19 protein-coding genes and 1 riboswitch are annotated in these 22544 nt (G+C 70.9%); of the genes, 8 read left to right on the top strand and 11 right to left on the bottom strand.

What is annotated here, in order from left to right; all coding sequences use genetic code 11:
- Window positions 1-602: 602 nt before the first annotated feature.
- Together AB8O64_RS25325 and AB8O64_RS25330 are read right to left on the bottom strand one after the other, a co-directional pair.
- Complete coding sequence (locus AB8O64_RS25325) at window positions 603-1379, bottom strand: response regulator (RefSeq protein ID WP_370421594.1); 777 nt, start codon at window positions 1377-1379, stop codon at window positions 603-605.
- Window positions 1376-2686, bottom strand: a complete 1311-nt coding sequence (locus AB8O64_RS25330; RefSeq protein WP_370421596.1) for a sensor histidine kinase — start codon at window positions 2684-2686, stop codon at window positions 1376-1378. The genes AB8O64_RS25325 and AB8O64_RS25330 overlap by 4 nt, the downstream gene beginning before the upstream one ends.
- Before the next feature lie 147 nt (window positions 2687-2833).
- Here AB8O64_RS25330 and AB8O64_RS25335 point away from each other — a divergent pair, with 147 nt between their 5' ends.
- Window positions 2834-4408, top strand: coding sequence for an alpha/beta hydrolase (locus AB8O64_RS25335; protein ID WP_370421597.1), 1575 nt, complete (start codon window positions 2834-2836; stop codon window positions 4406-4408).
- A gap of 40 nt (window positions 4409-4448) precedes the next feature.
- Here the strand turns inward: AB8O64_RS25335 and AB8O64_RS25340 are convergent, their stop codons facing one another.
- Together AB8O64_RS25340 and AB8O64_RS25345 are read right to left on the bottom strand one after the other, a co-directional pair.
- Window positions 4449-6317: an ABC transporter ATP-binding protein gene (locus AB8O64_RS25340; RefSeq protein ID WP_370421598.1), complete on the bottom strand. Its 1869-nt coding sequence runs from the start codon at window positions 6315-6317 to the stop codon at window positions 4449-4451.
- The gene (locus AB8O64_RS25345; RefSeq protein WP_370421600.1) at window positions 6314-8155 is read right to left on the bottom strand and encodes an ABC transporter ATP-binding protein; all 1842 of its coding nucleotides are present in this window, start codon (window positions 8153-8155) and stop codon (window positions 6314-6316) included. Before AB8O64_RS25345 ends, AB8O64_RS25340 begins: the two co-directional genes overlap by 4 nt.
- 187 nt (window positions 8156-8342) lie before the next feature.
- Between AB8O64_RS25345 and AB8O64_RS25350 the strand changes: the two genes are divergently transcribed.
- Window positions 8343-9533 carry a hypothetical protein gene (locus AB8O64_RS25350; RefSeq protein ID WP_370421601.1) on the top strand — a complete coding sequence of 397 codons (1191 nt, stop codon included), beginning with the start codon at window positions 8343-8345 and terminating at the stop codon, window positions 9531-9533.
- Here the strand turns inward: AB8O64_RS25350 and glgX are convergent.
- Window positions 9503-11908 (bottom strand): glycogen debranching protein GlgX, encoded by a 2406-nt coding sequence (gene glgX / locus AB8O64_RS25355; protein WP_370421603.1) that lies wholly within the window; start codon window positions 11906-11908, stop codon window positions 9503-9505. The two genes, AB8O64_RS25350 and glgX, sit on opposite strands and share 31 nt — an antisense overlap.
- A 406-nt stretch (window positions 11909-12314) precedes the next feature.
- Here glgX and AB8O64_RS25360 point away from each other — a divergent pair, with 406 nt between their 5' ends.
- The 5 genes from AB8O64_RS25360 to AB8O64_RS25380 all read left to right on the top strand — a co-directional run bounded on the left by AB8O64_RS25360 (window position 12315) and on the right by AB8O64_RS25380 (window position 16477).
- The gene (locus tag AB8O64_RS25360) at window positions 12315-13541 is read left to right on the top strand and encodes an Ig-like domain-containing protein (RefSeq protein ID WP_370421604.1); all 1227 of its coding nucleotides are present in this window, start codon (window positions 12315-12317) and stop codon (window positions 13539-13541) included.
- A 116-nt stretch (window positions 13542-13657) separates the two neighbouring features.
- Window positions 13658-14425, top strand: a complete 768-nt coding sequence (locus tag AB8O64_RS25365) for an enoyl-CoA hydratase-related protein (RefSeq protein WP_356452866.1) — start codon at window positions 13658-13660, stop codon at window positions 14423-14425.
- 178 nt (window positions 14426-14603) lie between these two features.
- Window positions 14604-15212, top strand: coding sequence for an ATP-binding protein (locus tag AB8O64_RS25370; protein WP_370423964.1), 609 nt, complete (start codon window positions 14604-14606; stop codon window positions 15210-15212).
- Window positions 15213-15666: 454 nt separating this feature from the next.
- The gene (locus tag AB8O64_RS25375) at window positions 15667-16191 is read left to right on the top strand and encodes an N-acetylmuramoyl-L-alanine amidase (protein WP_370421606.1); all 525 of its coding nucleotides are present in this window, start codon (window positions 15667-15669) and stop codon (window positions 16189-16191) included.
- Window positions 16192-16264: 73 nt separating this feature from the next.
- Window positions 16265-16477, top strand: coding sequence for an EF-hand domain-containing protein (locus AB8O64_RS25380; protein ID WP_365375560.1), 213 nt, complete (start codon window positions 16265-16267; stop codon window positions 16475-16477).
- A 37-nt stretch (window positions 16478-16514) separates the two neighbouring features.
- Here the strand turns inward: AB8O64_RS25380 and AB8O64_RS25385 are convergent, their stop codons facing one another.
- Window positions 16515-16823 carry a hypothetical protein gene (locus tag AB8O64_RS25385; protein WP_184732376.1) on the bottom strand — a complete coding sequence of 103 codons (309 nt, stop codon included), beginning with the start codon at window positions 16821-16823 and terminating at the stop codon, window positions 16515-16517.
- 62 nt (window positions 16824-16885) lie between these two features.
- Here AB8O64_RS25385 and cutA point away from each other — a divergent pair, with 62 nt between their 5' ends.
- Complete coding sequence (gene cutA / locus AB8O64_RS25390; RefSeq protein WP_370421608.1) at window positions 16886-17230, top strand: divalent-cation tolerance protein CutA; 345 nt, start codon at window positions 16886-16888, stop codon at window positions 17228-17230.
- On the opposite strand, the gene AB8O64_RS25395 is transcribed toward cutA, so the two are convergent.
- From AB8O64_RS25395 to gcvT, 5 genes are all read right to left on the bottom strand, one after another.
- Window positions 17181-17621, bottom strand: a complete 441-nt coding sequence (locus AB8O64_RS25395; protein WP_370421609.1) for a VOC family protein — start codon at window positions 17619-17621, stop codon at window positions 17181-17183. The two genes, cutA and AB8O64_RS25395, sit on opposite strands and share 50 nt — an antisense overlap.
- Window positions 17622-17726: 105 nt before the next feature.
- Complete coding sequence (locus AB8O64_RS25400) at window positions 17727-19109, bottom strand: L-serine ammonia-lyase (protein ID WP_370421611.1); 1383 nt, start codon at window positions 19107-19109, stop codon at window positions 17727-17729.
- Window positions 19110-19360: 251 nt separating this feature from the next.
- A complete protein-coding gene (glyA, locus tag AB8O64_RS25405; RefSeq protein WP_184732368.1) occupies window positions 19361-20623 on the bottom strand; it encodes a serine hydroxymethyltransferase in 1263 nt (420 codons plus the stop codon).
- A gap of 37 nt (window positions 20624-20660) precedes the next feature.
- A complete protein-coding gene (gene gcvH, locus AB8O64_RS25410) occupies window positions 20661-21035 on the bottom strand; it encodes a glycine cleavage system protein GcvH (protein ID WP_370421613.1) in 375 nt (124 codons plus the stop codon).
- Window positions 21036-21112: 77 nt separating this feature from the next.
- Window positions 21113-22228, bottom strand: coding sequence for a glycine cleavage system aminomethyltransferase GcvT (gene gcvT / locus AB8O64_RS25415; protein ID WP_356452851.1), 1116 nt, complete (start codon window positions 22226-22228; stop codon window positions 21113-21115).
- A gap of 176 nt (window positions 22229-22404) precedes the next feature.
- Window positions 22405-22501: riboswitch (glycine riboswitch) on the bottom strand.
- Window positions 22502-22544 lie beyond the last annotated feature (43 nt).

The raw sequence follows: 22544 nt of genomic DNA on the forward strand, positions 1-22544 counted from the left end.
GGCGGCCCAAGTGGCCGACCGGGCAGAGCGAGGCGGAACACGTGGAACGTCTCCGTACGCCGAGGTGGCCGCCCGGCGCCCATCGGGCGAGCGGGCGGTGGCCGCGGTGAACGGGGGTGTGGGGGCAGGCGCAGGTACGGAAGGCCGACGCGAGGCCGAGAGGCTGTGGGGAAGCCGTGCGTCAGTGGAGGGAAGAGTGCCATCGCAGGCATGTACGTGTCAGGACTGTGGAACCAAGTTGGCCAAAATCCGTCCGTTGAGAAAAGACCGCGGTCCGGATAGCGGGCGGATGCCGGTCGGCCGCCGCTCTGCCTGATCGGCACCGGACCCCTTGATCACCCTCGGTAAACATCCCGGACCGCATTCCGTCCAGGTGTGCGAACCGGCCATGGCCGCGTGGAGGGCGCCGTCACGCATGGGTGGCGCGTTTTCGCCGCCGTCGGGGGGTGGTTCCGCTTCGGTGGTCCGGAGGCGGTGTGTTTCAGTGCTATGAACGCCGCGTTGCGGTGAACTCCGTGCCTCAGGCGGCGAGTTGCGTTCACGGTCGGAGCCTCGGACCGGGCGCTCGGTCAGGCGTCAGGGTCAGGTGTAACGGTCAGGCGTCAGTCGGCGAACCCCGGCACCACCAGACCGGACTCGTACGCGATCACTACGGCGTGGGTGCGGTTCTGCGCGCCGAGCTTGGTCAGGACGTTCCCGACGTGGGTCTTCACCGTCTCCAGGCTCACCGTGAGCGACTCCGCGATCTCCGGGTTGGACAGGCCGGTGGCCATCAGGCGCAGCACTTCCTCCTCCCGCCCCGTCAGCGCCGCCTTCGGCAACGCCTCGGCGGAGCCCAGCGGGCGGGTGGCGACCATCCGGCGCAGTGCCGCCGGGAAGAGGATCGCCTCGCCCGCCGCCACCACCAGCACCGCCTCCGCGATCTGCCGGACCGGCAGTCGCTTGAGCACGAATCCACTGGCCCCCGCGGACAGTGCGGCGGTGACATAACCGTCGTTCTCGAAGGTGGTGATCACCACGACCTTCGGCGGCTCGGCCGACTCGGCCAGCAGGTGCCGGGTGGCCTCGATCCCGTTGCGACGCGGCATCCGCACATCCATCAGGACCACGTCCGGCCGCAGCCGCCGTGCCTGCTCGACCGCCTCGACGCCGTCGGCAGCCTCCCCGACCACCGCGATTCCCGGCTGTGCCGCGAGCAAGGTGCGCAGACCACTGCGGGTCACCTCGTCGTCGTCCGCGATCAGGAGGGTGACGGGGGCGCTGGGGGCGCCGGGGTTGGCGGCGGTGGCGGGTGCGGTGTCGGCGTCGACGCCGGGTATGACGGCTGAGCTCGCGTCAGGGCCGGTCGTGACGGCTGTGTCCGCGTCGGAGACGATCATGCCGACAACCGTACGGGCAGCCGGACCGCCAGTCGCCAGTGCCGCGGCCCGTCCGGGCCGGCCTCGACCTCACCGTGCAGCAGCCGCACACGCTCGGCCAGCCCGGGCAGGCCATGCCCGGACGTCGGGAAGGCACCCGAGCCCGCGCCCCTGCCCGTGCTCGCCCCCACCCCGGTCCGGTTGACCACATCGATCTCCAGTGCGTCCGACGCGGCCGCCACCCGGACCTCGATCGGACCGCCCGCCCCGTGCCGCAACGCGTTCGTCAGCCCCTCCTGCAGAATCCGGTAGGCCGCCCGGGAGAGCGTCCCGTGCACCTGCGCCAACTCGCCCGACAGCTCCGGCTCCACCACCGCGCCCGCGTGCCGCAACCGGTCCAGCAGCTCCGGCAGGTCGGCCAGGGTCCGGGTCGGCGCTGTCCCCGCCTTTTCCTCGCGCAGCGCGCCCAGCACGTAGTCCAGGTCCACCAGCGCGGCCCGGGTCGACTCCTCGATGCTGCGCATGGCGGCCCGCGCCGCCACCGGGTCGGCGGAGAGCACCTCACCCGCCACCGCCGCCTGGATCGTGGCTGCCGTCAGCGTGTGCCCGATCGAGTCGTGCAACTCGTGGGCCAGCCGGTTCCGTTCGGCCAACCGCAGCTCCCGCTCGGCCGCCAGCGCGAGCCGCTCGGCCGACGACGGTCCCAACAGCTTCGGCGCCGCCCACCGCAAAGCGCCCGTCACCACCACGCACACGGTCGCCGCCAGCAGCAGGCAGCCGAGCGCCACCACCCAGCTCGCCCAGCCACCGGCCACCCGCACCGACCAGCCGAACAGACTCAGCCCCGCCTCGGCGCGCAGCCAATTCCCCGGCAGGGTCAGGCCCGCGATGATCAGCACGCCGCTCACCAGCGCGCCTGTCCACCCCAGTGCCACGTGGAGCAGCAGCCAGAGAGGGGTCCGCCACCGGGCCGCGGGGGCCGGCGCGGGGGTAGTCGGCTCGGTGCCGGGCGAGGTGTCGGGTGAGGTGCCGGGTGAGCTCGTGGGCCGACGTGCGCCCGCAGGGTCCGGCAACGGCACCCTCAGCAGCCGACGGGCGTCCGCGATCAGTACCCGCCGCGTGGCGCGGGCCAGCCCGACCACGCCGATCAGCGCCGCCCAGGACAGCAGGACCAGAGCTATCCGCACCCCATAGGGAGCGGTGGGCCACGCCAGTGCCGGCAGCATGGCGACGGGCAGCAGTGGAAGGCTCACCAACGCCCCGCAAAAGGCGAACAGCGCACCCGAATACGTGGAGCCGCGCAGCAGCGGCCGGATTCCCCTGATCATGATGGGCCAGTATGACCGCGCGGCTCACCGGCGGCCTCCCCCGATCGGGGGAGTATTTTCTCCCGCCTTCCCGCGATGCGTATCCAAGGCCCCGGAAGCCAGGATCGTGCCCTGCCCAGTTACCACTCCTCGGCAAGGACGAGCATCATGGTGCGAAACACACGAACAGCTTCTCTTCTGGCCATCGGTATCGCGGCGGCTTTCGTCTCGGCGCTGACACCCGCAACGGCCCTTTCCTCCTCTCAGGCATCTGCGGCCGCTCCGGCCTCCGCAGTCCAGGACCCTCTGCGGCCGTACACAGAGCAGCAGCCCCGGTGGCAGCGCTGCGACGCCGGAAGCCCTGCCACCTTTCAGTGCGCGACTCTCGAGGTGCCGCTGGACTACAGCGATCCCGGTGGAAAGAAGATGGACATCGCGGTATCCCGGCTGAAGGCGAGCAGTACGAAAGAGCGTCGGGGCGTTCTGCTGCTCAACCCCGGCGGCCCCGGCGGCCCGGGTCTGAATATGCCGGTCGACCCGATGATGAAATTCCCCGATGAAATAAAGAGGCATTACGACCTCATCGGATTCGATCCGAGGGGCGTCGGGCAGAGCTCTCCCCTCAGCTGCGGTCTGACGCGTGACGAACAGGACGCGGACCCCGCGTACAGGGCCGAGACCTTCGCGAAGGACGTGGAGCGGGCCCGTGCGGTGGCCGACAAGTGCCAGGCCAAGGGGGGTGACACGCTGCGGCACCTCACCACCCGCAACACCGCTCGCGACATGGACGTCATCCGTGCCGTGCTGGGAGAGAAGAAGATCTCCTACCTGGGGTACTCCTACGGCACCTACCTCGGCGCCGTCTACACCCAGATGTTCCCCCGGCGCACCGACCGGTTCGTGCTGGACAGCGCGGTCGATCCCGCTCGGTATGGCCGGGGCATGTTCCAGGCGATGGCGGAGGGCACCGAGCCCGCCTTCATACGGTGGAGCGAATGGACCGCCCAGCGACACACGACGTACCAACTGGGCACCACCCCGGCCGAAGTCCGCGCGGCCTTCTGGAAGCTGGTCGCCCAGGCCGACCGCAAGCCCATCGACTCCGATGGGAAGCCCCTTACCGGTGACGGCATACGCGCCCAGCGTTCCACGTTCTTCCACGCCCAGGAGGCCGCCGAATGGGTCGCCGGGCTGAAGAAGGCGGCCGAAGGCAAGAAGCAGGCCCCGTCCGGCACGCCTGAGCGGGACCCGAGCCCCCGCCCGTCGGCGTTCGCCCGTGACGTTCCCGCGGACAATGACACCGCGATGGCTTGGGCCGTCCTGTGCGCCGACACCCGTATGACGTGGCCGAGCGACCCCGAGCAGTACCGCCGCGACGCGATCCGCGACAAGTCCCGCTATCCGCTGTACGGCGATTTCGCTGCCACCATCAAGCCGTGTGCCTTCTGGAAGCCGGGCAGCGAGCCCGCGACCACGGTGAACAACGACGTCAGTGCATTGATCCTGCAGAACGAGTGGGACCCCGCAACACCCCTGGCCGGCGGCCGGGCCATGCACCGGGCCCTGGGTGGCTCCCGGATGATCACTGTCGCAGGAGGGGAGGGACACGGCGTCTACGGCACTGACTCCTGTGCGGACAAGAGCGCCACGGCCTATCTGACCACGGGCAGGCTCCCGGCCAAGGACGTGACCTGCCAAGCGCCGACCGGGCAGAAGGAGCAAACCCGCACCCCTGGGCACTGACCGCGGCCAGGGACGGGAGACGGTAGGGGAAGGGTGGCGGTCAGACCAGGCTGTCCCGCCACGCGCGGTGCAGTGCGGCGAAGCGGCCGGTCCCGGCGGTCAGTTCGGCGGGGGTGCCGTCCTCCACGACCCTGCCGCCGGCCATCACCAGGACCCGGTCCGCGATCTCCACGGTCGACAGCCGGTGCGCGATGACCACCGCCGTACGGCCGCGCAGGACCGTGCGCATCGCGCGCTGCACCGCCTGCTCACCGGGAACGTCCAGTGAGGATGTCGCCTCGTCGAGGATGAGGACCGCCGGGTCGGCGAGCAAGGCCCGGGCGAAGCTGACCAATTGGCGCTGGCCTGCCGAGATACGGCCGCCACGCTTTCGGACGTCCGTGTCGTAGCCGTCCGGCAGAGCGATGATGAAGTCATGGGCACCGATGGCCTTCGCCGCCCTCTCGATGTCCTCGCGGGTGGCCCCGGGGCGGCCGATGGCGATGTTGTCCGCCACCGTGCCGGAGAACAGGAAAGCCTCCTGCGTCACCATGACCACCGCGCGGCGCAGCTCGGCCCCCGACAGCTCGGGCAGGGGGACGCCGTCCAGCAGGACACGGCCCTCGGTGGGGTCGTAGAACCGGGCGAGCAGCTTGGCGAGCGTGGACTTGCCGGCGCCCGTGGAGCCGACCACGGCCACCGTCCGCCCCGCGGTGAGGGTGAGGTCGAAGCGGGGCAGCACCTCACCGCCCGTGCGGTACGCGAAACGCACCCCCTCGAAGACGACCTCGCGGCCCGGCCGGCCGGACGGGCGCTCCGGCAGGGGCCGGGGGTCTGCCGGCTCGGGCACTGAGGGCTGCTGGGCGAGCAGCCCCGCGATCTTCTCCAATGAGGCCGCCGCGGACTGATAGGCGTTGAGGAACATCCCGAGCCGGTCGATCGGGTCGTAGAGCCGCCGCAGATACATCACCGACGCCGCGAGCACCCCGAGCGCCAGCCCACCGGACGCCACCCGGTAGGCGCCCCACAGCACGATCGCGGCCAGCGCGGCGTTGGCGGCCAGCCGCGCGGAGACCACATAGCGGGCCATCTCCAGCATCACGTCGCCGTTGGCCCGCATATGGCGGTCGTTGAGCAGCCGGAAGTCCGCCTCGTTGACCCGCTCACGACGGAACGCCTGGACCGGCCGGATGCCGTTCATCGTCTCGCTGAACTTCACGATGACGGCCGCGATCGCCGTGGACCGCCTGCTGTACACCCGCCGGGAGCGCCGCTGGTAGGAGCGCACGAACAGATACAGCGGACCGAAGGAGACCATCGCCGCGGCGCCCAGACCCCAGTCCAGATAGAGCAGCATCGCGGAGACGTACACCACGGACAGGGCGACGCCGATCAGCTCCTGGAGGCCGTCGTTCAGCAGCTCGCGGATCGACTCGACGTCGGTGGTGGCGCGGGAGACGATCCGGCCGGAGGTGTAGCGCTCGTGGAAGTCGACGCCGAGGGTCTGCGCGTGCCGGAAGATCCGGCCGCGCAGATCCAGCAGGGCACCCTGGCCGATGCGGGCCGCGAGCCGGATGAAGGCGAGCTGGAAGAGCCCGGCGGCCAGCGCACAGATCACATATCCGACGCCGACGGCGACGAGCGGGCCGTGGTCGTGGCGGCGCACGGCGGGCACACCGTGGTCGATGGCGTACGCGACGAGCAGCGGGCCCGCCTGCACCGCCGCCTGCTGAAGCAGCAGCAGGACGACGGCGATCCGCACCCGGCCCCGGGCGGGGGCGAGCAGCGAGCGCAGCAGGGCGCGGGAGGCGCCCTTGGGGGTGGGCAGTACATCCCGGTCGAAGGGGTCGCCGGCGGGCTCGGCGCCCTTCTCCTGCTCCTCGGCGGGCGGCCGGCCGGAGACATCGGGGCCGGAAACATCGGTGGTCATCGCGGAGAGCCTCCGTCCCGCGCGTTGCCCTTGGAGTCCTTGGTGTCCTCGGAGCCGTCGTGGCCGGACATGAGCGACGCGTACTCCTCGTTGCCGTGCAGCAGTTCGTGGTGGGTGCCGACCGCCGCGATACGGCCCCGCGAGAGCAGTGCGACGCGGTCGGCGAGCAGCACCGTCGACGGGCGGTGGGCGACGACGAGGGCCGTCGTGGTCGCCAGCACCTCGCGCAGCGCCGCCTCGACCGCCGCCTCCGTGTGCACGTCGAGCGCGGACAGCGGGTCGTCCAGGATGAGGAAGCGCGGGCTGCCGACGACCGCCCGAGCCAGTGCCAGCCGCTGCCGCTGGCCGCCGGAGAGGCTGAGCCCCTGCTCCCCGACCTGGGTGCGGTGCCCGGCGGGGAGGCCGTCCACGAAGTCGGCCTGGGCGACGGCCAGAGCGCGCTTCAGATCGGACTCGTCCGCGCCCTCCGCGCCCATCAGGACGTTCTCGCCGACGGAGGCGGAGAAGAGCGTGGGCTCCTCGAAGGCGACGGAGACCAGCTCCCGCAGCCGCTCGCGGGGCAGCGCGGTGATGTCCTGGCCGTCGAGGGTGATGCGGCCGGCGGTCGCCTCGTGCAGCCGGGGAATCAGCGCGGTCAGCGTGGTCTTGCCGCTGCCCGTGGTGCCGACGAGAGCCATGGTCTCGCCGGGCCGGATGTGCAGATCGATCCCCCGGAGAACGGGCGGGGCGTCCGGTGGTGCGTCGGGATAGCGGAACGCGACACCTTCGAGACGCAGTCCGCGGTCCTCGGCCCCCGGCTGCCCGGGCTCTCCTGCCGGGGTCCTCGGCCGGGGGTCCGCCTCCGCGACGTCCATCACCTCGAAGAAGCGGTCCGAAGCCGTCGCGGTCTCATTGGTCATCGCGAGCAGGAAGCCGAGCGACTCCACCGGCCAGCGCAGCGCCAGCGCCGTGGAAAGGAACGCCACGAGCGTGCCCGCCGACAGCTCGCCGTCCGCGACCTGCACCACCCCGAGCACCAGCGCCGCCCCGATCGCCAGTTCGGGCAACACCATGATCAACGCCCAGAGCGTCCCCAGCAGGCCCGCCTTGCGCAGCTCCGTCGACCGCAGTCGCTCGGACAGGGATCCGAAGGCCCGCTCCTGTCCCCGGTGTTGACCGAACCCCTTGATGATGCGGATACCGAGGACGCTTTCCTCGACGATCGTGGTCACATCGCCCACCTGGTCCTGCGCGGTGCGCGCGGCCAGGGAATAGCGCTGCTCGAAGAACCAGCACAGCACGACCAGCGGGGCTACCGGCGCGAGCAGCACCAGCCCCAGCGTCCACTGCTGCGCCAGCAGAATGGCGAAGCCCACGACGATCGTCGTGGCGTTGACCAGTAGGAAGGTCAACGGAAACGCCAGGAACATCCGCATCAGCATCAGGTCGGTCGTGCCGCGCGAGAGCAACTGCCCGGAGGACCAGCGGTCGTGGAAGGCGACGGGCAGCCGCTGCAGATGACGGAAGAGCGCCGCCCGCATGTCCGCCTCGACCCGCGCGAGGGGCCGCGCCACCAACATCCGCCGCACCCAGAACAACACCGCCTCGGCGGCCCCGAGCACCAGCAGCACCACCCCGCCGAGCCACACCCCGGACGGATCGCGATCGGCGACCGGCCCGTCCACGATCCACTTGAGCGCGAGCGGAATGACCAGCCCCAGACACGACGCCAGCACGGCCACGAGCGCCGCCCCGACCAGCCGCCCCCGCACCGGCCGTACATACGGCCACAGGCGTAACAGCGAGCGCACGGCGGAGCGCCGTGGACGGGTCTCCGGGGTCGTGGTCGTCTCAGTCATCACCGGCGAGCGTACGGTTCTCCACTGACAAGGCCCACCCGGTTCTTGTACCTAGGACTTGCGTCCGTGGTAGAGGCCGGGTTGGGTTCGACCGGGGGATTTCCAAGTGAGTTGAGGGTGGGACGCGATGCGTGGTGTTCGTGGGGGCCGTGGTGGTCGAAGAGCGGCGGCGTTACTGGTCTTACTGATGGGGGCTGTCTCCTGCGGCAGCCCCGGCGGCGCCCCGCCTCCGAAAACGACGATCCGGCACCCGGTGTTCGACGCCGAGCAGTCGATGCAGCTGCTCAAGGCCCGCGAGGTGACACGGCAGTCGGGCCTGGCCCGCTTCACCTCGACCGTCGTCGTCGCCTCCACCGGAGGCGACGCGGTCGAAACCAGCCGGGGCGAACAGGACTTCGGCAGGGGTACCGCCTACGCGGAGCGGACCGTGAGCATCCCGGACGACTTCCCCGAGCGAGCCGCCGACCGGCTCGGCCCTCCCGGCACGGAGACATTCGCGATCGTGGCGCGCCAGGTGCTCGTCCGCGACGGGGTCACATGGCTGCACTACCGGCCCACGGGAGTCGGCCCGGTCGCCGACGCGATGCGCTCGCTGAGGCGATTCAAAGGGGAGACGGCACCGTACGGCGGCACCCTGGCCGAGGCGATCGGCTCGGCCCGCCCCCAGGGCCGGTCCGTGGGACGCGAGGACGGCGGGCGCGACTACCGGGCCGTGGTGCCCGGAGGGGTCGCGGCCGCCGCCCTGCCCAGAGGTCTGGGGCGGATGAAGGACGGCTGGAACAGTGAAAGGGGCAAGGGCAACAACGCCTCGTACCCGTTGGACGTACGGCTCGACTCCCAGGGCCGGGTCACCCGGGCCACGATGGACCTGACACCCCTGCTCGCCCATATGCGGGAGGTGGAGGGAGTGAAGAGCGTCCGGGCCACGTACGAGCTGTCGGGCTACGGCAGCAGGGTCGGCCGTGCCCTGCCCGATCCGTCCGAGGCGCAGGACGCGACCAAGACATTGACCTTGACAGGCGAACTGGCCCCCGGCGACTGCGCGCTGACGGCTCCGGGGCTTTCCTCCGTGTCGATGGTGCGCGTGGTCTCCTGCGATCGGCAGCACGACCTCCGGGTGTTCGGCCAACTGCCCGTGGACGTCCGCGGCTCGGAAGCCGTCGACGGCGAAGCGGCGATGAAAAGGGCCGGAGAGGGGTGCCGTGAAAAGTTCCGGGCGGCCCCCGAGGAGTGGCGGCAGGAGGCCGTCCCGGCAGGCCTGTACCGCATGGCGGGTGGTTCCCGCTTCACCGGGCACTACGGCGCCAGCGGTGAGAGCCACAGCAAGCTCAAGGGTCACATCACCTGCTACATCCGCACCTCCACCCCCGGCTCCTGACCGGGCTCCCCGGCCTTCCCACCCCGTGGGGGCACCGCCCGCAGCAGCAGTACCGTCCGGGGCGGCACCGTGATCCGGGCGCCCGCCCTGCGGCGGGTGCCCGGTGCCGTGCGCTGGTCCTCCCGTGAGGTGTCCACCAGCAGCTCGTAGGCGTCCGCCCAAGGAGGACCCGGAAGGGTGAAACGCTGCGGGCGGTGGCCGCCGTGCAGGACGGCCAGGAAGCTGTCGTCCGTGACCGGGTCGCCCTTCGGATCGCGCTGCGGTATGTCCCGGCCGGAGAGGTACATGCCGAGGGTGCGGGCCGGCGCGTACCAGTCGGCCTCGGTCATCTCCGTGCCGCGCGGGCTGAACCAGGCCAGGTCCCGCAGGCCGTCCGCGCTCTGCGGGCGGCCGGAGAAGAAGGCGTGGCTGCGCAGCACCGGGTGGCTCCGGCGCAGCGCGAGCAGCCGGGAGCAGAGGTCCGTCAGGGTCCGCCAGCCCGGGTCGGCGGTGTCGTCCAGCAGCGACCAGTCGATCCAACTGGTGTCGTTGTCCTGGCAGTACGCGTTGTTGTTGCCCCGCTGGGTACGGCCCATCTCGTCGCCCGCCACCAGCATCGGCACCCCGGTGGACAGCAGCAGCGTGGTCAGCAGGTTGCGTAACTGCCGTTGACGCAGGGCCCGGACGGCCGGGTCGTCGCTCTCGCCCTCGGTGCCGCAGTTCCACGACCGGTTGTCGCCCGTGCCGTCCCGGTTGCCCTCGCCGTTGGCCTCGTTGTGCTTCTGCTCGTAACTGACCAGGTCCCGCAGGGTGAAGCCGTCGTGCGCGGTGATGAAGTTGACGGAGGCGTACGGGCGGCGGCCGCCCCACGCGTAGAGGTCGCTGGAGCCCGAGAGCCGGTAGCCGAGGTCCCGGACGTCGGGCAGCGCGCCCCGCCAGAAGTCGCGCACCGCGTCGCGGTAGCGGTCGTTCCACTCCGCCCACAGCGGGGGGAAGGCACCGACCTGGTAGCCGCCGGAGCCCACGTCCCAGGGCTCGGCGATCAGCTTGACGCGGCGCAGCACGGGGTCCTGGGCGATGACCGCGAGGAACGGGGAGAGCATGTCCACGTCGTGCATCGACCGGGCCAGGGCCGCCGCCAGGTCGAAGCGGAAGCCGTCGACGCCCATCTCCGTGACCCAGTAGCGCAGTGAGTCGGTGATCAGCCGCAGGACGTTCGGCTGCACCACGTGAAGGGTGTTCCCGCACCCCGTGTAGTCGGTGTAGCGGCGGGCGTCGCCCTGCAGCCGGTAGTAGCCGCGGTTGTCGATGCCCCGCAGGGACAGGGTCGGGCCCAGCTCGCCGCCCTCGGCCGTGTGGTTGTAGACGACGTCGAGGATGACCTCGATGCCCGCCGCGTGCAGGGCCCGCACCATGCGCTTGAACTCGCCGACCTGCTGTCCCCGCGACCCCGAGGCGGCGTAGGCGGCGTGCGGCGCGAAGTAGCCGATGGAGTTGTAGCCCCAGTAATTACGCAGACCACGCCGCAACAGATGGTCCTCGTGCGCGAACTGGTGCACCGGCAGCAGCTCCACGGCCGTCACTCCCAGCCGGACCAGATGCTCCACGGCCGCCGGGTGCGCGAGCCCGGCGTAGGTGCCGCGCAGCCGCTCCGGGATGCCGGGGTGGCGCATGGTGAAGCCGCGCACGTGCAGCTCGTAGATGACCGAGTCGGGCCAGGGGGTCTTGGGGCGGTGGTCGTCCGCCCAGTCGTCGTCATCGGCGACGACCACCCCTTTGGGGACGTACGGGGCCGAGTCGCGCTCGTCGCGCACGGTGTCGGCGATGTGCTGCTGCGGCCAGTCGCGGACGTGCCCGTACACCTCGGGAGGGAGGGCGAAGTCGCCGTCCACCGCGCGCGCGTACGGGTCGAGCAGCAGCTTCGAGGGGTTCCACCGGGCGCCCGTCCAGGGGTCCCAGCGGCCGTGCACGCGGTAGCCGTAGCGGCGGCCGGGCAGCACGCCGGGGACGAAGCCGTGCCAGATCTCATGCGTCAACTCGGTCAGCCGGCAGCGGGTTTCCCGCACGGCACCGCCGGGGCCCGCCCCCGTCGCCCCCTCGGCGCCCTCCCCGCCTTCCTCGTCGTCGAACAGGCACAGCTCCACGGCCTCCGCCCCGGCCGCCCACAGGGCGAAGTTCGTCCCGGCCACCCCGTCCGCGCCCACCGTGAAGCGGGCCCCGAGCGGCTCCGGGCTGCCCGGCCGGACGGGGGCGTGGGGCGGGGGCGGCGAGGCCGTCGGCCGATGGCCGTTCGCCCCGGCCGTGACGGGGGCCGGCCCGGCCCCCGCGCCGGGACGTCCTGGACCGCGCGCGAAGCTCTCGCCCTGTTCCGCCTCTTGCTCGGGTGCGCTCGACACGTGTTCGCCTCCGGCGGCTCGGCTGGCGCGCCGGGCACCCGGCTCCCGTGCCGGGCGTCGGCGGTCGCGTCCTTCCCCCAGTTCTGCCCAGATCCACGGGTGCGCTCACACGCGTGATCGGGACCGGCAAACGAGTGCACCGGCGGACCCGGCCCCGCCCGGCCCCCTCGACGGCCTCGGGCCGGGCCCCGGTCGTCCGGTCCGCATGGCTGAAATATGCTGCCCCGATCGAGCCACTGGTCAGTCACCAAGCACACGGCTCGCATCACCACTCCCATTTGGGACCGAACGGTGACATACGCGGGGGGCGGAGCAGTCCGGGGCGTGTGGTTATCTATCGCCATGCGCGCGTGCCGCGCTCAGATGGGCGCCGCGTGGGCGGGCCGTGTGAGGGGAGACAACCGTTTTGAAGACGCAGCCGATACCGGGTCGGCGGGGGAGCCGCAGCGCACCGCTCGCCGCGCTGCTCGGGGCCACATTGCTGCTGGTCACCGCCTGTGGCGGGTCGGATGACGCGAAGAAGGCCGGTGCCAGTGTCAGCGGCCCCTCCCAGGCCGTCGTCACCATCGCCCCCAAGGACGGTGCGAAGGACGTCGCGACGAGCGGCGCCCTCAAGGTGACCGCCGAGAAGGGCAGCATCACGTCCGTCAAGGTCGCCGACGACAAGGGCAGAACGGTCGAGGGCAAGATAACCGGCGGTGGCGCGGCCTGGGAGCCGACCAGTCACCTGGCCGGCTCCACGAAGTACACGGTCGACGCCATCGCCAAGGACAAGGAGGGCCGGACGTCCGCCAAGCACGCGGCGTTCACGACCCTCACTCCGAAGAACACCTTCGTTGGCTACTTCACGCCCGAGGACGGCACCACCGTCGGCGTGGGAATGCCCGTTTCGATCAATTTCAGCCGTGGCATCACCAACCCCAAGGCCGTCGAGCGGGCCGTCAAGGTGACCGCCGAGCCGTCCGTACCCGTCAAGGGCCACTGGTTCGGCAACGACCGCCTCGACATCCGCCCCGAGAAGTACTGGGCCGCCGGCACCAAGGTGACCGTCCAGCTCAACCTCGACGGCGTCGAGGGCCGCGAGGGTGTGTACGGCTCGCAGACGAAGACCCTGAAGTTCACGGTCGGCCGCAGCCAGGTCAGCACGGTCGACGCCAAGTCCCACCGGATGACGGTCGAGCGGGACGGCAAGGTCATCAAGACCATCCCGATCTCGGCCGGCTCCCCTGCCAGCCCCACGTACAACGGCCAGATGGTCATCAGTGAGAAGCACGAGGTGACGCGCATGAACGGCGCCACCGTCGGCTTCACCAAGGCCGACGGCAAGGGTGAGTACGACATCCCGGACGTGCCGCACGCGATGCGCCTGTCCACCTCCGGCACCTTCCTGCACGGCAACTACTGGTCCGGCTCCTCCACCTTCGGCTCGGAGAACGCCAGCCACGGTTGCGTGGGCCTGGAGGACCAGCGCGGCGGCGGCGACCCGTCCACCCCGGCCGCCTGGTTCTACAACAACTCCCTCATCGGTGACGTCGTCGTCGTGAAGAACTCCGACGACAAGACGATCCAGCCCGAGAACGGCCTCAACGGCTGGAACATGCCGTGGGCGGACTGGGGCAAGAGCAGCAGCTGACGCCTGACGTCGTCCCTGTGGGGCCCGGTGCACGGTAAACCCGTGCCCCGGGCCCCACGTGGTGCTGCGTCTTTTCGGGGGGACACCCCCGAACACCCCGGTACTAACCTGCTGCCATGACTGTGCATCTAGAGGTTGCCGAGGGCGTCGGCACGATCCGGCTCGACCGTCCGCCGATGAACGCACTGGACATCGCCTCCCAGGACCGGATCCGGGAGCTGGCCGAGGAGACGACCCGCCGCGACGACGTACGGGCCGTCGTGCTGTGGGGCGGGGAGAAGGTGTTCGCGGCCGGGGCGGACATCAAGGAGATGCAGAACATGGACCACGCCGCCATGGTGGCGCGGTCCCGCGGACTCCAGGACTCCTTCACGGCTGTGGCCCGCATCCCCAAGCCCGTTGTCGCCGCCGTCACCGGCTACGCCCTGGGCGGCGGCTGTGAGCTGGCCCTGTGTGCCGACTTCCGGATCGCCGCCGAGAACGCCAAGTTCGGCCAGCCCGAGATCCTGCTCGGGCTCATCCCCGGTGCGGGCGGCACCCAGCGGCTGGCCCGGCTCATCGGCCCGTCCAAGGCCAAGGACCTCATCTTCACCGGTCGTCAGGTCAAGGCCGAGGAGGCGCTCTCCCTGGGGCTCGTCGACCGGGTCGTACCGGCCGAGGAGGTGTACGAGCAGGCACACGCGTGGGCGGCCAGGCTCGCGGCCGGTCCCGCCATCGCACTGCGCGCGGCCAAGGAGGCGGTGGACGCGGGGCTGGAGACCGATATCGACACCGGGCTCGCGATCGAGCGCAACTGGTTCGCGGGGCTGTTCGCGACCGAGGACCGGGAGATCGGTATGCGCAGCTTTGTCCAGGACGGTCCGGGCAAGGCCAAGTTCGGCTGACCCGCGCCGGGTTGCCGGCCGCCGACACCCTGTCGGGGGCGCACGCCGGAGGGTTGCTTCTTGTGGGGGAATTTCCTCCGGCGTGCGTACCCCTTGGATTGACCCGGTCGCGGGCCGTCTCAGGCCTGTCGGACACCGGGCGTCGCCGCAGGTCGGTGAACGTTTCCCAGGGGCCTCGCTGCCCATGGCATATGTCGGGAGGGGCGCGTGGAATCGTAGGTTCCGGTGCGGTGAATCCCTACGTTCCCCTCCGTGGCGGCTTTACGGCGGCCATGATGGGGGCATGGCGGGCCTGGAGGGATCGGAGCAACCGCGGCAGCGGGTCGGTACGGCCGCTGTGCGGTGGAGCCCGACCGTTGAGGATGAACTGGCGCTGAAGGCGCTCGAACTGTTCGGCAACCCCACACTCGGCGAGGTCCGGCTGCCCTCGCGTCCGGAGTCGGCGGCCGCCGCCCGGCGGCTGACCCAGACCGTCGTCCTGCGCCAGTGGGGCCTGTCGGCCCAACTCACCGAGCACGCGGTCCTGCTGGTCTCCGAACTCGTCGGCAACGCCGTCCGGCACACCGGTGCCCGCTGTTTCGGCCTGCGGATGCTGCGCCGCCGCGGCTGGCTCCGGATAGAGGTGCGCGACCCCTCGCGCGGGCTGCCGTGTCTGCTGCCCGTGCGCGAGCTCGACACGAGCGGCCGGGGGCTGTTCCTGGTCGACAAGCTGTCCGACCGCTGGGGCGTGGATCTGCTGGCGCGCGGCAAGACGACCTGGTTCGAGATGCGGGTCGCCGACCGCTGAGCGGTGGCAGGGGAGCGTGGCCGGTGGCGGGCGCGTTCATCCCAAAGCGACTGCGTTCGCCCCAAAACGAAGAGGCCTCCATCCGTCGGTCTGCGACGGGCCGGAGGCCTCTTCGTGGGCCGCGGAATGAATTGGGGTGTATCCCGCGGCGTAGTGACGACCTGGCCCGGGTCAATGGGGGTCGTTGCCCCCGACTATGTCACGCGGAGTGGTCGGGAGCCAAAAGGGCAATCGCCCCTAAGGGGATATCGCAGGCAATACCGTTCGGTAATCAAAGGTGAGCTATGCCACCCGCCTTGCATTCCATGAATGATTCGCCGTGGCCACTTATCTTTATGCGCCTTTACTGTGCGTAACAATGGAGGGCGGTGTCGCGGTCCTTGCGGTCCGCCTGCCCGGCGGGTGTCATGGCACCATCCGGCGCTTCCCGCGCCACGGACCGATGGAGCCCCCCATGGCACAACCCGCCTTACCCGACCCCGCCACCCCCGCGGCCGGCTACCCGGCCACCCACTGGATCCCGGCCAGCAGCGCCAACTACACGGTCTCCGGCCGCCCCGCCGCGTACCCCGTCCGCTACGTCGTGATCCATGTGACCCAGGAGACGTTCCCTGACGCCATGAAGATCTTCCAGAACCCGCGGTCGAAGGTCTCGGCGCACTACATGGTCGCCTCCGCCGACGGCTACATCGGCCAGTTCGTCCGCGAGAAGGACATCGCCTGGCACGCCGGGAACTGGGACTACAACACCCGCAGCATCGGCATCGAGCACGAGGGCTGGACCGACCGCCCCGAGTACTTCACCGACGCGCTCTACCGGTCCTCCGCGAGGCTCACCGCCGCCGTCTGCGCCCGCTACGGCATCCCCAGGACCCGCGCCCATGTCATCGGCCACCACGAGGTCCCCGGCGCCACCCACACCGACCCCGGACGGTACTGGGACTGGACCCGCTACATGGAGCTGGTGGCCGACGGCTGAACCCCCGGATTGGCGCCCGCAGGCGACGGCTAATCTGTGCCGGTCACACCAGCACACAAAAGGGGAGGCCCGCGTGGCCAGCATGGATGCAGCGCGCAAGGCGTTCGACCGGTTCGACGTGGACGGGGACGGTTTCATCACCGCCGCCGAGTACAAGAGCGTGATGGCCGAGCTCGGCGACTTCAACGTCACCGAGACCGTGGCCCAGGCCATCATCAACAAGAAGGACGGCAACGGCGACGGCGTGCTGTCCTTCGAGGAGTTCTGGACCTCCTACAACGCCTGACCCGGCCCGCGAGAACCGTGCGAGCCCGGCCGCCGGGTCAGCGCCAGCCCCGCCGCTGCGCGCTGGCCCGCCGCCGGCGGTCGTTGCACAACAGACACCGACCCCACCCCGGCGGCAGCGGATCGTCCTTGTCGCCGTAGAGCGGGTCGACCGCTCCCCGCGGATGCTCGGCGCAGCCCGTCGCACCGAACCCGGCTCCCAGGGCGTTGGCCGCGGCCAGTGCCCGGCGCAGGGCGTCCACGAGCTGGTCGGCCTCGTGCGCCGCGGGCGCGGCGTCCAGCGAGAAGGCGATGTCCGAAGCGGTATTGAGCGCGCTCTGGAGTTCGCGCAGATCTGCGTAACTCATGCTCGCGAGCGTACGCGGCGCCACTGACAACGCCCCCGGCGCGCTGCGATACGGTCGGCGCCATGCCGGACGCCCAGTACCTCGCGGTGACGACCACGACCGACAGCGCCGACCACGCGCACCACCTGGCCACGACCGCGATCGCCCGCCGCCTCGCCGCCTGCGCCCAGATCGACGGCCCGGTCACCAGCGTCTACCGCTGGCGCGGCCAGGTCGAGACGGCCCCCGAGTGGCGCGTGGTCTACAAGACCACGGCCGCCCGCTACCCCGAGCTGGAGGCGCACCTCCGGGCCGAGCACGGCTACGACACCCCCGAGATCATCGCCACGCCGGTCACGGCGGGCAGCGCCGAGTACCTCAGGTGGCTGACGGAGGAGACGCAGGGGACGGGGGAGACGGGGCCGTAGCGGGGGCGTCGAGCTCGATCAGGTCCCACAGGTTCCCGTACAGGTCCTGGAAGACGGCCACCGTCCCGTAGGGCTCCCGGCGGGGAGCCTCCTGGAACACGACCCCGGCCGCCCGCATCCGCGCGTGGTCACGCGCGAAGTCGTCGGTGTTCAGGAACAGCCCGACCCGGCCGCCCGTCTGATCGCCCACCCGCGCCTCCTGCGCGGGGTCCGCCGCCCGGGCCAGCAGCAGCCCCGTCTCCCGGGCGCCCGGCGGGCGGACGACCACCCAGCGCTTCCGGTCGTCGATGCGGGTGTCCTCGACGAGTTCGAATCCGACGGCGTCCACGTAGAAGGCGATGGCCTCGTCGTAGTCCCGCACGACGAGGGTCACCAGTCCGAGATGAGGCATGTGATGATCATGCCCCGGAGACGGCGTGCCCGGGAAACGGCCCTGCCCCCTGCCACGGGGTGGCAGGGGGCAGGTTTCAGGCGGTCGCGGCGCTGAACGGCCGGATCAGCACTCGATGACGTTGACGGCGAGGCCGCCGCGCGCCGTCTCCTTGTACTTGACCTTCATGTCGGCGCCCGTCTCCTTCATGGTCTTGATGACCTTGTCGAGGGAGACGTGGTGGCGGCCGTCGCCACGCAGGGCCATGCGCGCGGCGGTGACGGCCTTGGCGGCGGCCATGCCGTTGCGCTCGATGCACGGGATCTGGACCAGACCGCCCACGGGGTCGCAGGTGAGGCCCAGGTTGTGCTCCATGCCGATCTCCGCGGCGTTCTCGACCTGCTCCGGGGAGCCGCCGAGTACCTCGGCGAGACCGCCGGAGGCCATCGAGCAGGCCGAGCCGACCTCGCCCTGGCAGCCGACCTCGGCGCCGGAGATCGAGGCGTTCTCCTTGAAGAGCATGCCGATCGCGCCCGCGGCGAGGAGGAAGCGGACGATGCCGTCCTCGTTCGCGCCGGGCACGAAGTCGAGGAAGTAGTGCAGGACGGCGGGGATGATGCCGGCGGCGCCGTTGGTGGGGGCGGTGACGACCCGGCCGCCGGCGGCGTTCTCCTCGTTGACCGCCATGGCGTAGACCGTGATCCACTCCATCGCGCGGGCCTGCGCGTCGCCCTCGGCGCGCAGCTGGCGGGCGGTGCCGGCGGCCCGGCGGCGGACCTTGAGGCCGCCCGGCAGGATGCCCTCGCGGGACATGCCGCGCGCGACGCACGCCTGCATGACGCGCCAGATCTCCAGCAGCCCCTCGCGGATCTCCTCCTCGGTGCGCCAGGCCTTCTCGTTCTCCATCATCAGGGCGGAGATCGACAGGCCGGTCTCGCGGGAGAGGCGCAGCAGCTCGTCACCGGTGCGGAAGGGGTACTTCAGCACGGTGTCGTCCAGGACGATCCGGTCCTCGCCGACCGCGTCCTCGTCCACCACGAAGCCGCCGCCGACCGAGTAGTAGGTCTTCTCCAGCAGCGGGGCGCCGGCCTCGTCGTACGCGAAGAGGGTCATGCCGTTCGCGTGGTACGGCAGGGAGCGGCGGCGGTGCAGGATCAGCTGGGTCGACTCGTCGAAGTCGATCTCGTGGTCCGCACCGATCTCCGCGCCGAGCAGCCGCAGCCGCTTCGTGGTGCGGATGCGCTCGACCTCGTCGTCGGCGGTCTCGACGTCGACCGTGCGGGGGGAGTGGCCCTCCAGGCCCAGCAGGACGGCCTTGGGGGTGCCGTGGCCGTGCCCGGTGGCGCCGAGCGAGCCGAAGAGCTCGGCCCGCACGGACGTGGTGTGCGCCAGCAGGCCCTCGTTCTTCAGCCGCCGCGTGAACATCAGTGCGGCGCGCATCGGGCCGACCGTGTGGGAGCTGGACGGGCCTATGCCGATCGAGAAGAGATCGAAAACGGAGATGGCCACGGTGGCGGCTTCCTGTCTGCTGGTGGGTGGTACTGGGGGGACGTGCGGTGACGCACGGGGCGGGCGCGAACGCGCCGACATACCGGACGGGCACTGTGCACTGTTCTACTGCCGTATGTCCAGTGTGCGCTGTGTGCACGCCACTCCTGGGGGGCGAGGGGCGTGCGCTGCGCCACACGGTACGGGGCACCGCACACACCTCTCAGTGTGCGCGATGCCCCGGACCGGCGGGTGAATCCGAACTGCCTTCGTTACTTCAGGCCGGCGTACAGCGGGTGCTTGTCCGCCAGGGCCGTGACGCGGCCGCGCAGGGCCTCCGCGTCGTAGACGGGCTTCAGGGCCTCGGCGATGATGTCCGCGACCTCACGGAAGTCATCGGCCTGGAAACCGCGGGTGGCCAGCGCCGGGGTGCCGATCCGCAGGCCCGAGGTGACCATCGGGGGGCGCGGGTCGTTCGGGATGGCGTTGCGGTTGACCGTGATGCCGACCTCGTGGAGACGGTCCTCGGCCTGCTGGCCGTCCAGCTCGGAGTTGCGCAGGTCGACCAGGACCAGGTGCACGTCCGTGCCGCCGGAGAGAACGGAGACGCCCACCTCGGCCACGTCGGACTGCATCAGGCGCTCGGCCAGGATCTTCGCGCCGTCCAGGGTGCGCTGCTGGCGCTCCTTGAACTCCTCGCTCGCCGCGACCTTGAAGGACACCGCCTTCGCCGCGATCACATGCTCCAGCGGGCCACCCTGCTGACCGGGGAAGACCGCGGAGTTGATCTTCTTGGCCAGCTCGGCCGTGGAGAGGATCACACCACCGCGCGGACCGCCGAGGGTCTTGTGCGTGGTGGTGGTCACGACGTGCGCGTGCGGCACCGGGGAGGGGTGCAGCCCGGCGGCGACGAGGCCCGCGAAGTGGGCCATGTCGACCATCAGGTACGCGCCGACCTCGTCCGCGATCCGGCGGAAGGCGGCGAAGTCCAGCTGGCGCGGGTACGCGGACCAGCCGGCGACGATCAGCTTCGGACGGTGCTCCTTGGCGAGGCGCTCGACCTCCTCCATGTCGACCAGGTTGGTCTGCTCGTCGACGTGGTAGGCGACCACGTTGTAGAGCTTGCCGGAGAAGTTGATCTTCATGCCGTGGGTCAGGTGCCCGCCGTGGGCGAGGTTCAGACCCAGGATCGTGTCGCCGGGCTTGATCAGGGCGAACATCGCCGCGGCGTTGGCCTGCGCACCGGAGTGCGGCTGCACGTTGGCGGCCTCGGCGCCGAAGAGCGCCTTGATCCGGTCGATCGCGATCTGCTCGACGACGTCCACGTGCTCGCAGCCGCCGTAGTAGCGGCGGCCCGGGTAGCCCTCGGCGTACTTGTTGGTGAGGACCGAGCCCTGCGCCTCCATGACCGCGACCGGAGCGAAGTTCTCCGAGGCGATCATCTCGAGGGTGGACTGCTGGCGGTGGAGTTCGGCGTCGACAGCGGCGGCGACGTCGGGGTCGAGCTCATGGAGGGAGCTGTTCAGAAGCGACATGAGTTCTTCCTGGGTGGGGCGGAGGCGGGGTACGGGCTCAGCCGGCGAAGGCGGTGTACTCGTCGGCGGACATCAGGTCCGCCGGCTCGTCCGTGATCTTCACCTTGAACAGCCAGCCGCCCTCGAAGGGGGCGGAGTTCACCAGCGCGGGGTCGTCCACGACGTCCTGGTTGGCCGCGACGACCTCGCCGGTCACCGGGGAGTACAGGTCGCTGACCGACTTGGTCGACTCCAGCTCGCCACAGGACTCACCGGCGGTGACGGTGTCGCCGACCTCGGGGAGCTGGGCGAAGACGACATCGCCGAGGGCATTGGCCGCGAACTCGGTGATCCCGACCGTCGCCACACCGTCCTCGACGGCCGACAGCCACTCGTGCTCCTTGCTGTAACGCAGCTGCTGGGGGTTGCTCATGGCTTGATTCTCCTGGATGCGCGTTGATGCTCTTGCAACGGGTCTTGACAGGTGGGACGAGAGTTGATCGAGAAGGGTCAGCGCTGACGCTTGTAGAACGGCAGGGCGACGACCTCGTACGGCTCGTGGGTGCCGCGGATGTCCACAGCTACACCCTTGGTGCCCGGCTCGGCGTGCGCCGCGTCGACGTACGCGATGGCGATCGGCTTCGCGAGCGTGGGGGAGGGGGCGCCGGAGGTGACCTCGCCGACGACCTGGCCGTCGGCGACGACCTGGAACCCGGCGCGCGGCACCCGGCGGCCCTCGGCGATCAGGCCGACCAGCTTGCGGGGCGCCTTCGCCGCGGCGCGCTCGGCGGCGGCGGTGAGGGCCTCGCGGCCGACGAAGTCGCCCTCCTTGTCGAACTTCACGACCCGGCCCAGGCCCGCGTCGAAGGGCGTCGTGGCGGTGGTCAGCTCGTGCCCGTACAGCGGCATGCCGGCCTCCAGGCGCAGCGTGTCGCGGCAGGAGAGACCGCACGGCACCAGACCGGCGTCCGCGCCCGCGTCGGTGAGCGCCTGCCACAGCCGCTCGGCGTCGGCCGGGGCGACGAACAGCTCGAAGCCGTCCTCGCCGGTGTAACCCGTACGGGCGATCAGCGCGGGAACGCCCGCCACCGTGCCCGGCAGGCCCGCGTAGTACTTGAGGCCGTCGAGGTCGGCGTCGGTGAGCGACTTCAGGATGCCGGGGGACTCGGGGCCCTGGATCGCGAGCAGCGCGTAGTTCTCGCGGTCGTCGCGGACGGCCGTCTCGAAGCCCGCGGCGCGCTCGGTCAGCGCGTCCAGCACGACCTGCGCGTTCGAGGCGTTGGCGACGACCATGAACTCCTCGTCGGCCAGGCGGTAGACGATCAGGTCGTCCAGGATGCCGCCCGCGGCGTCACAGATCATGGTGTACCGGGCCCGGCCGACGGCCAGTGCGGACAGATTGCCGACGAGCGCGAAGTCCAGCGCCCGGCCCGCCTGCGGACCGGTGAGGGTGATCTCGCCCATGTGCGACAGGTCGAAGAGACCGGCACGGGTCCGAACGGCGACGTGCTCGTCGCGCTCGCTCCCGTAACGCAGGGGCATGTCCCACCCCGCGAAGTCGGTCATCGTCGCGCCGAGCGCGCGGTGGAGCGCGTCGAGGGCGGTGCGGCGGGGGGCTTCGGTCATGGTTCAGGCTCCCAGGCGTGGTCGCGAGACTCGCGGAAGGCTCGCGAAAGAGGGGTCACGGCCTCCCCATCTGTCATCGGAACCTGAGAGGTTCACCGAGAGCCTCGAAACGAGCGAGTCCCCGGCTTGCACCTTGGGTGGAGGTCGCCCGGGGGCGCCTCGCTTTTCAGATCTGCCTCACCCGCGCGGTACGGGGCCTGAGAGATTCAAGGGAGGAACTTGCTCCTTCGGCGCCCAGCACACATAGTGCTGGGACTCTCCCGCGCGGATTCGAGCGGCCGGTATGCAGTTGGCGCGCACATCATTGCACGTACAG

This window comes from Streptomyces sp. QH1-20 (assembly GCF_041283565.1).
Taxonomy (GTDB): domain Bacteria; phylum Actinomycetota; class Actinomycetes; order Streptomycetales; family Streptomycetaceae; genus Streptomyces; species Streptomyces syringius.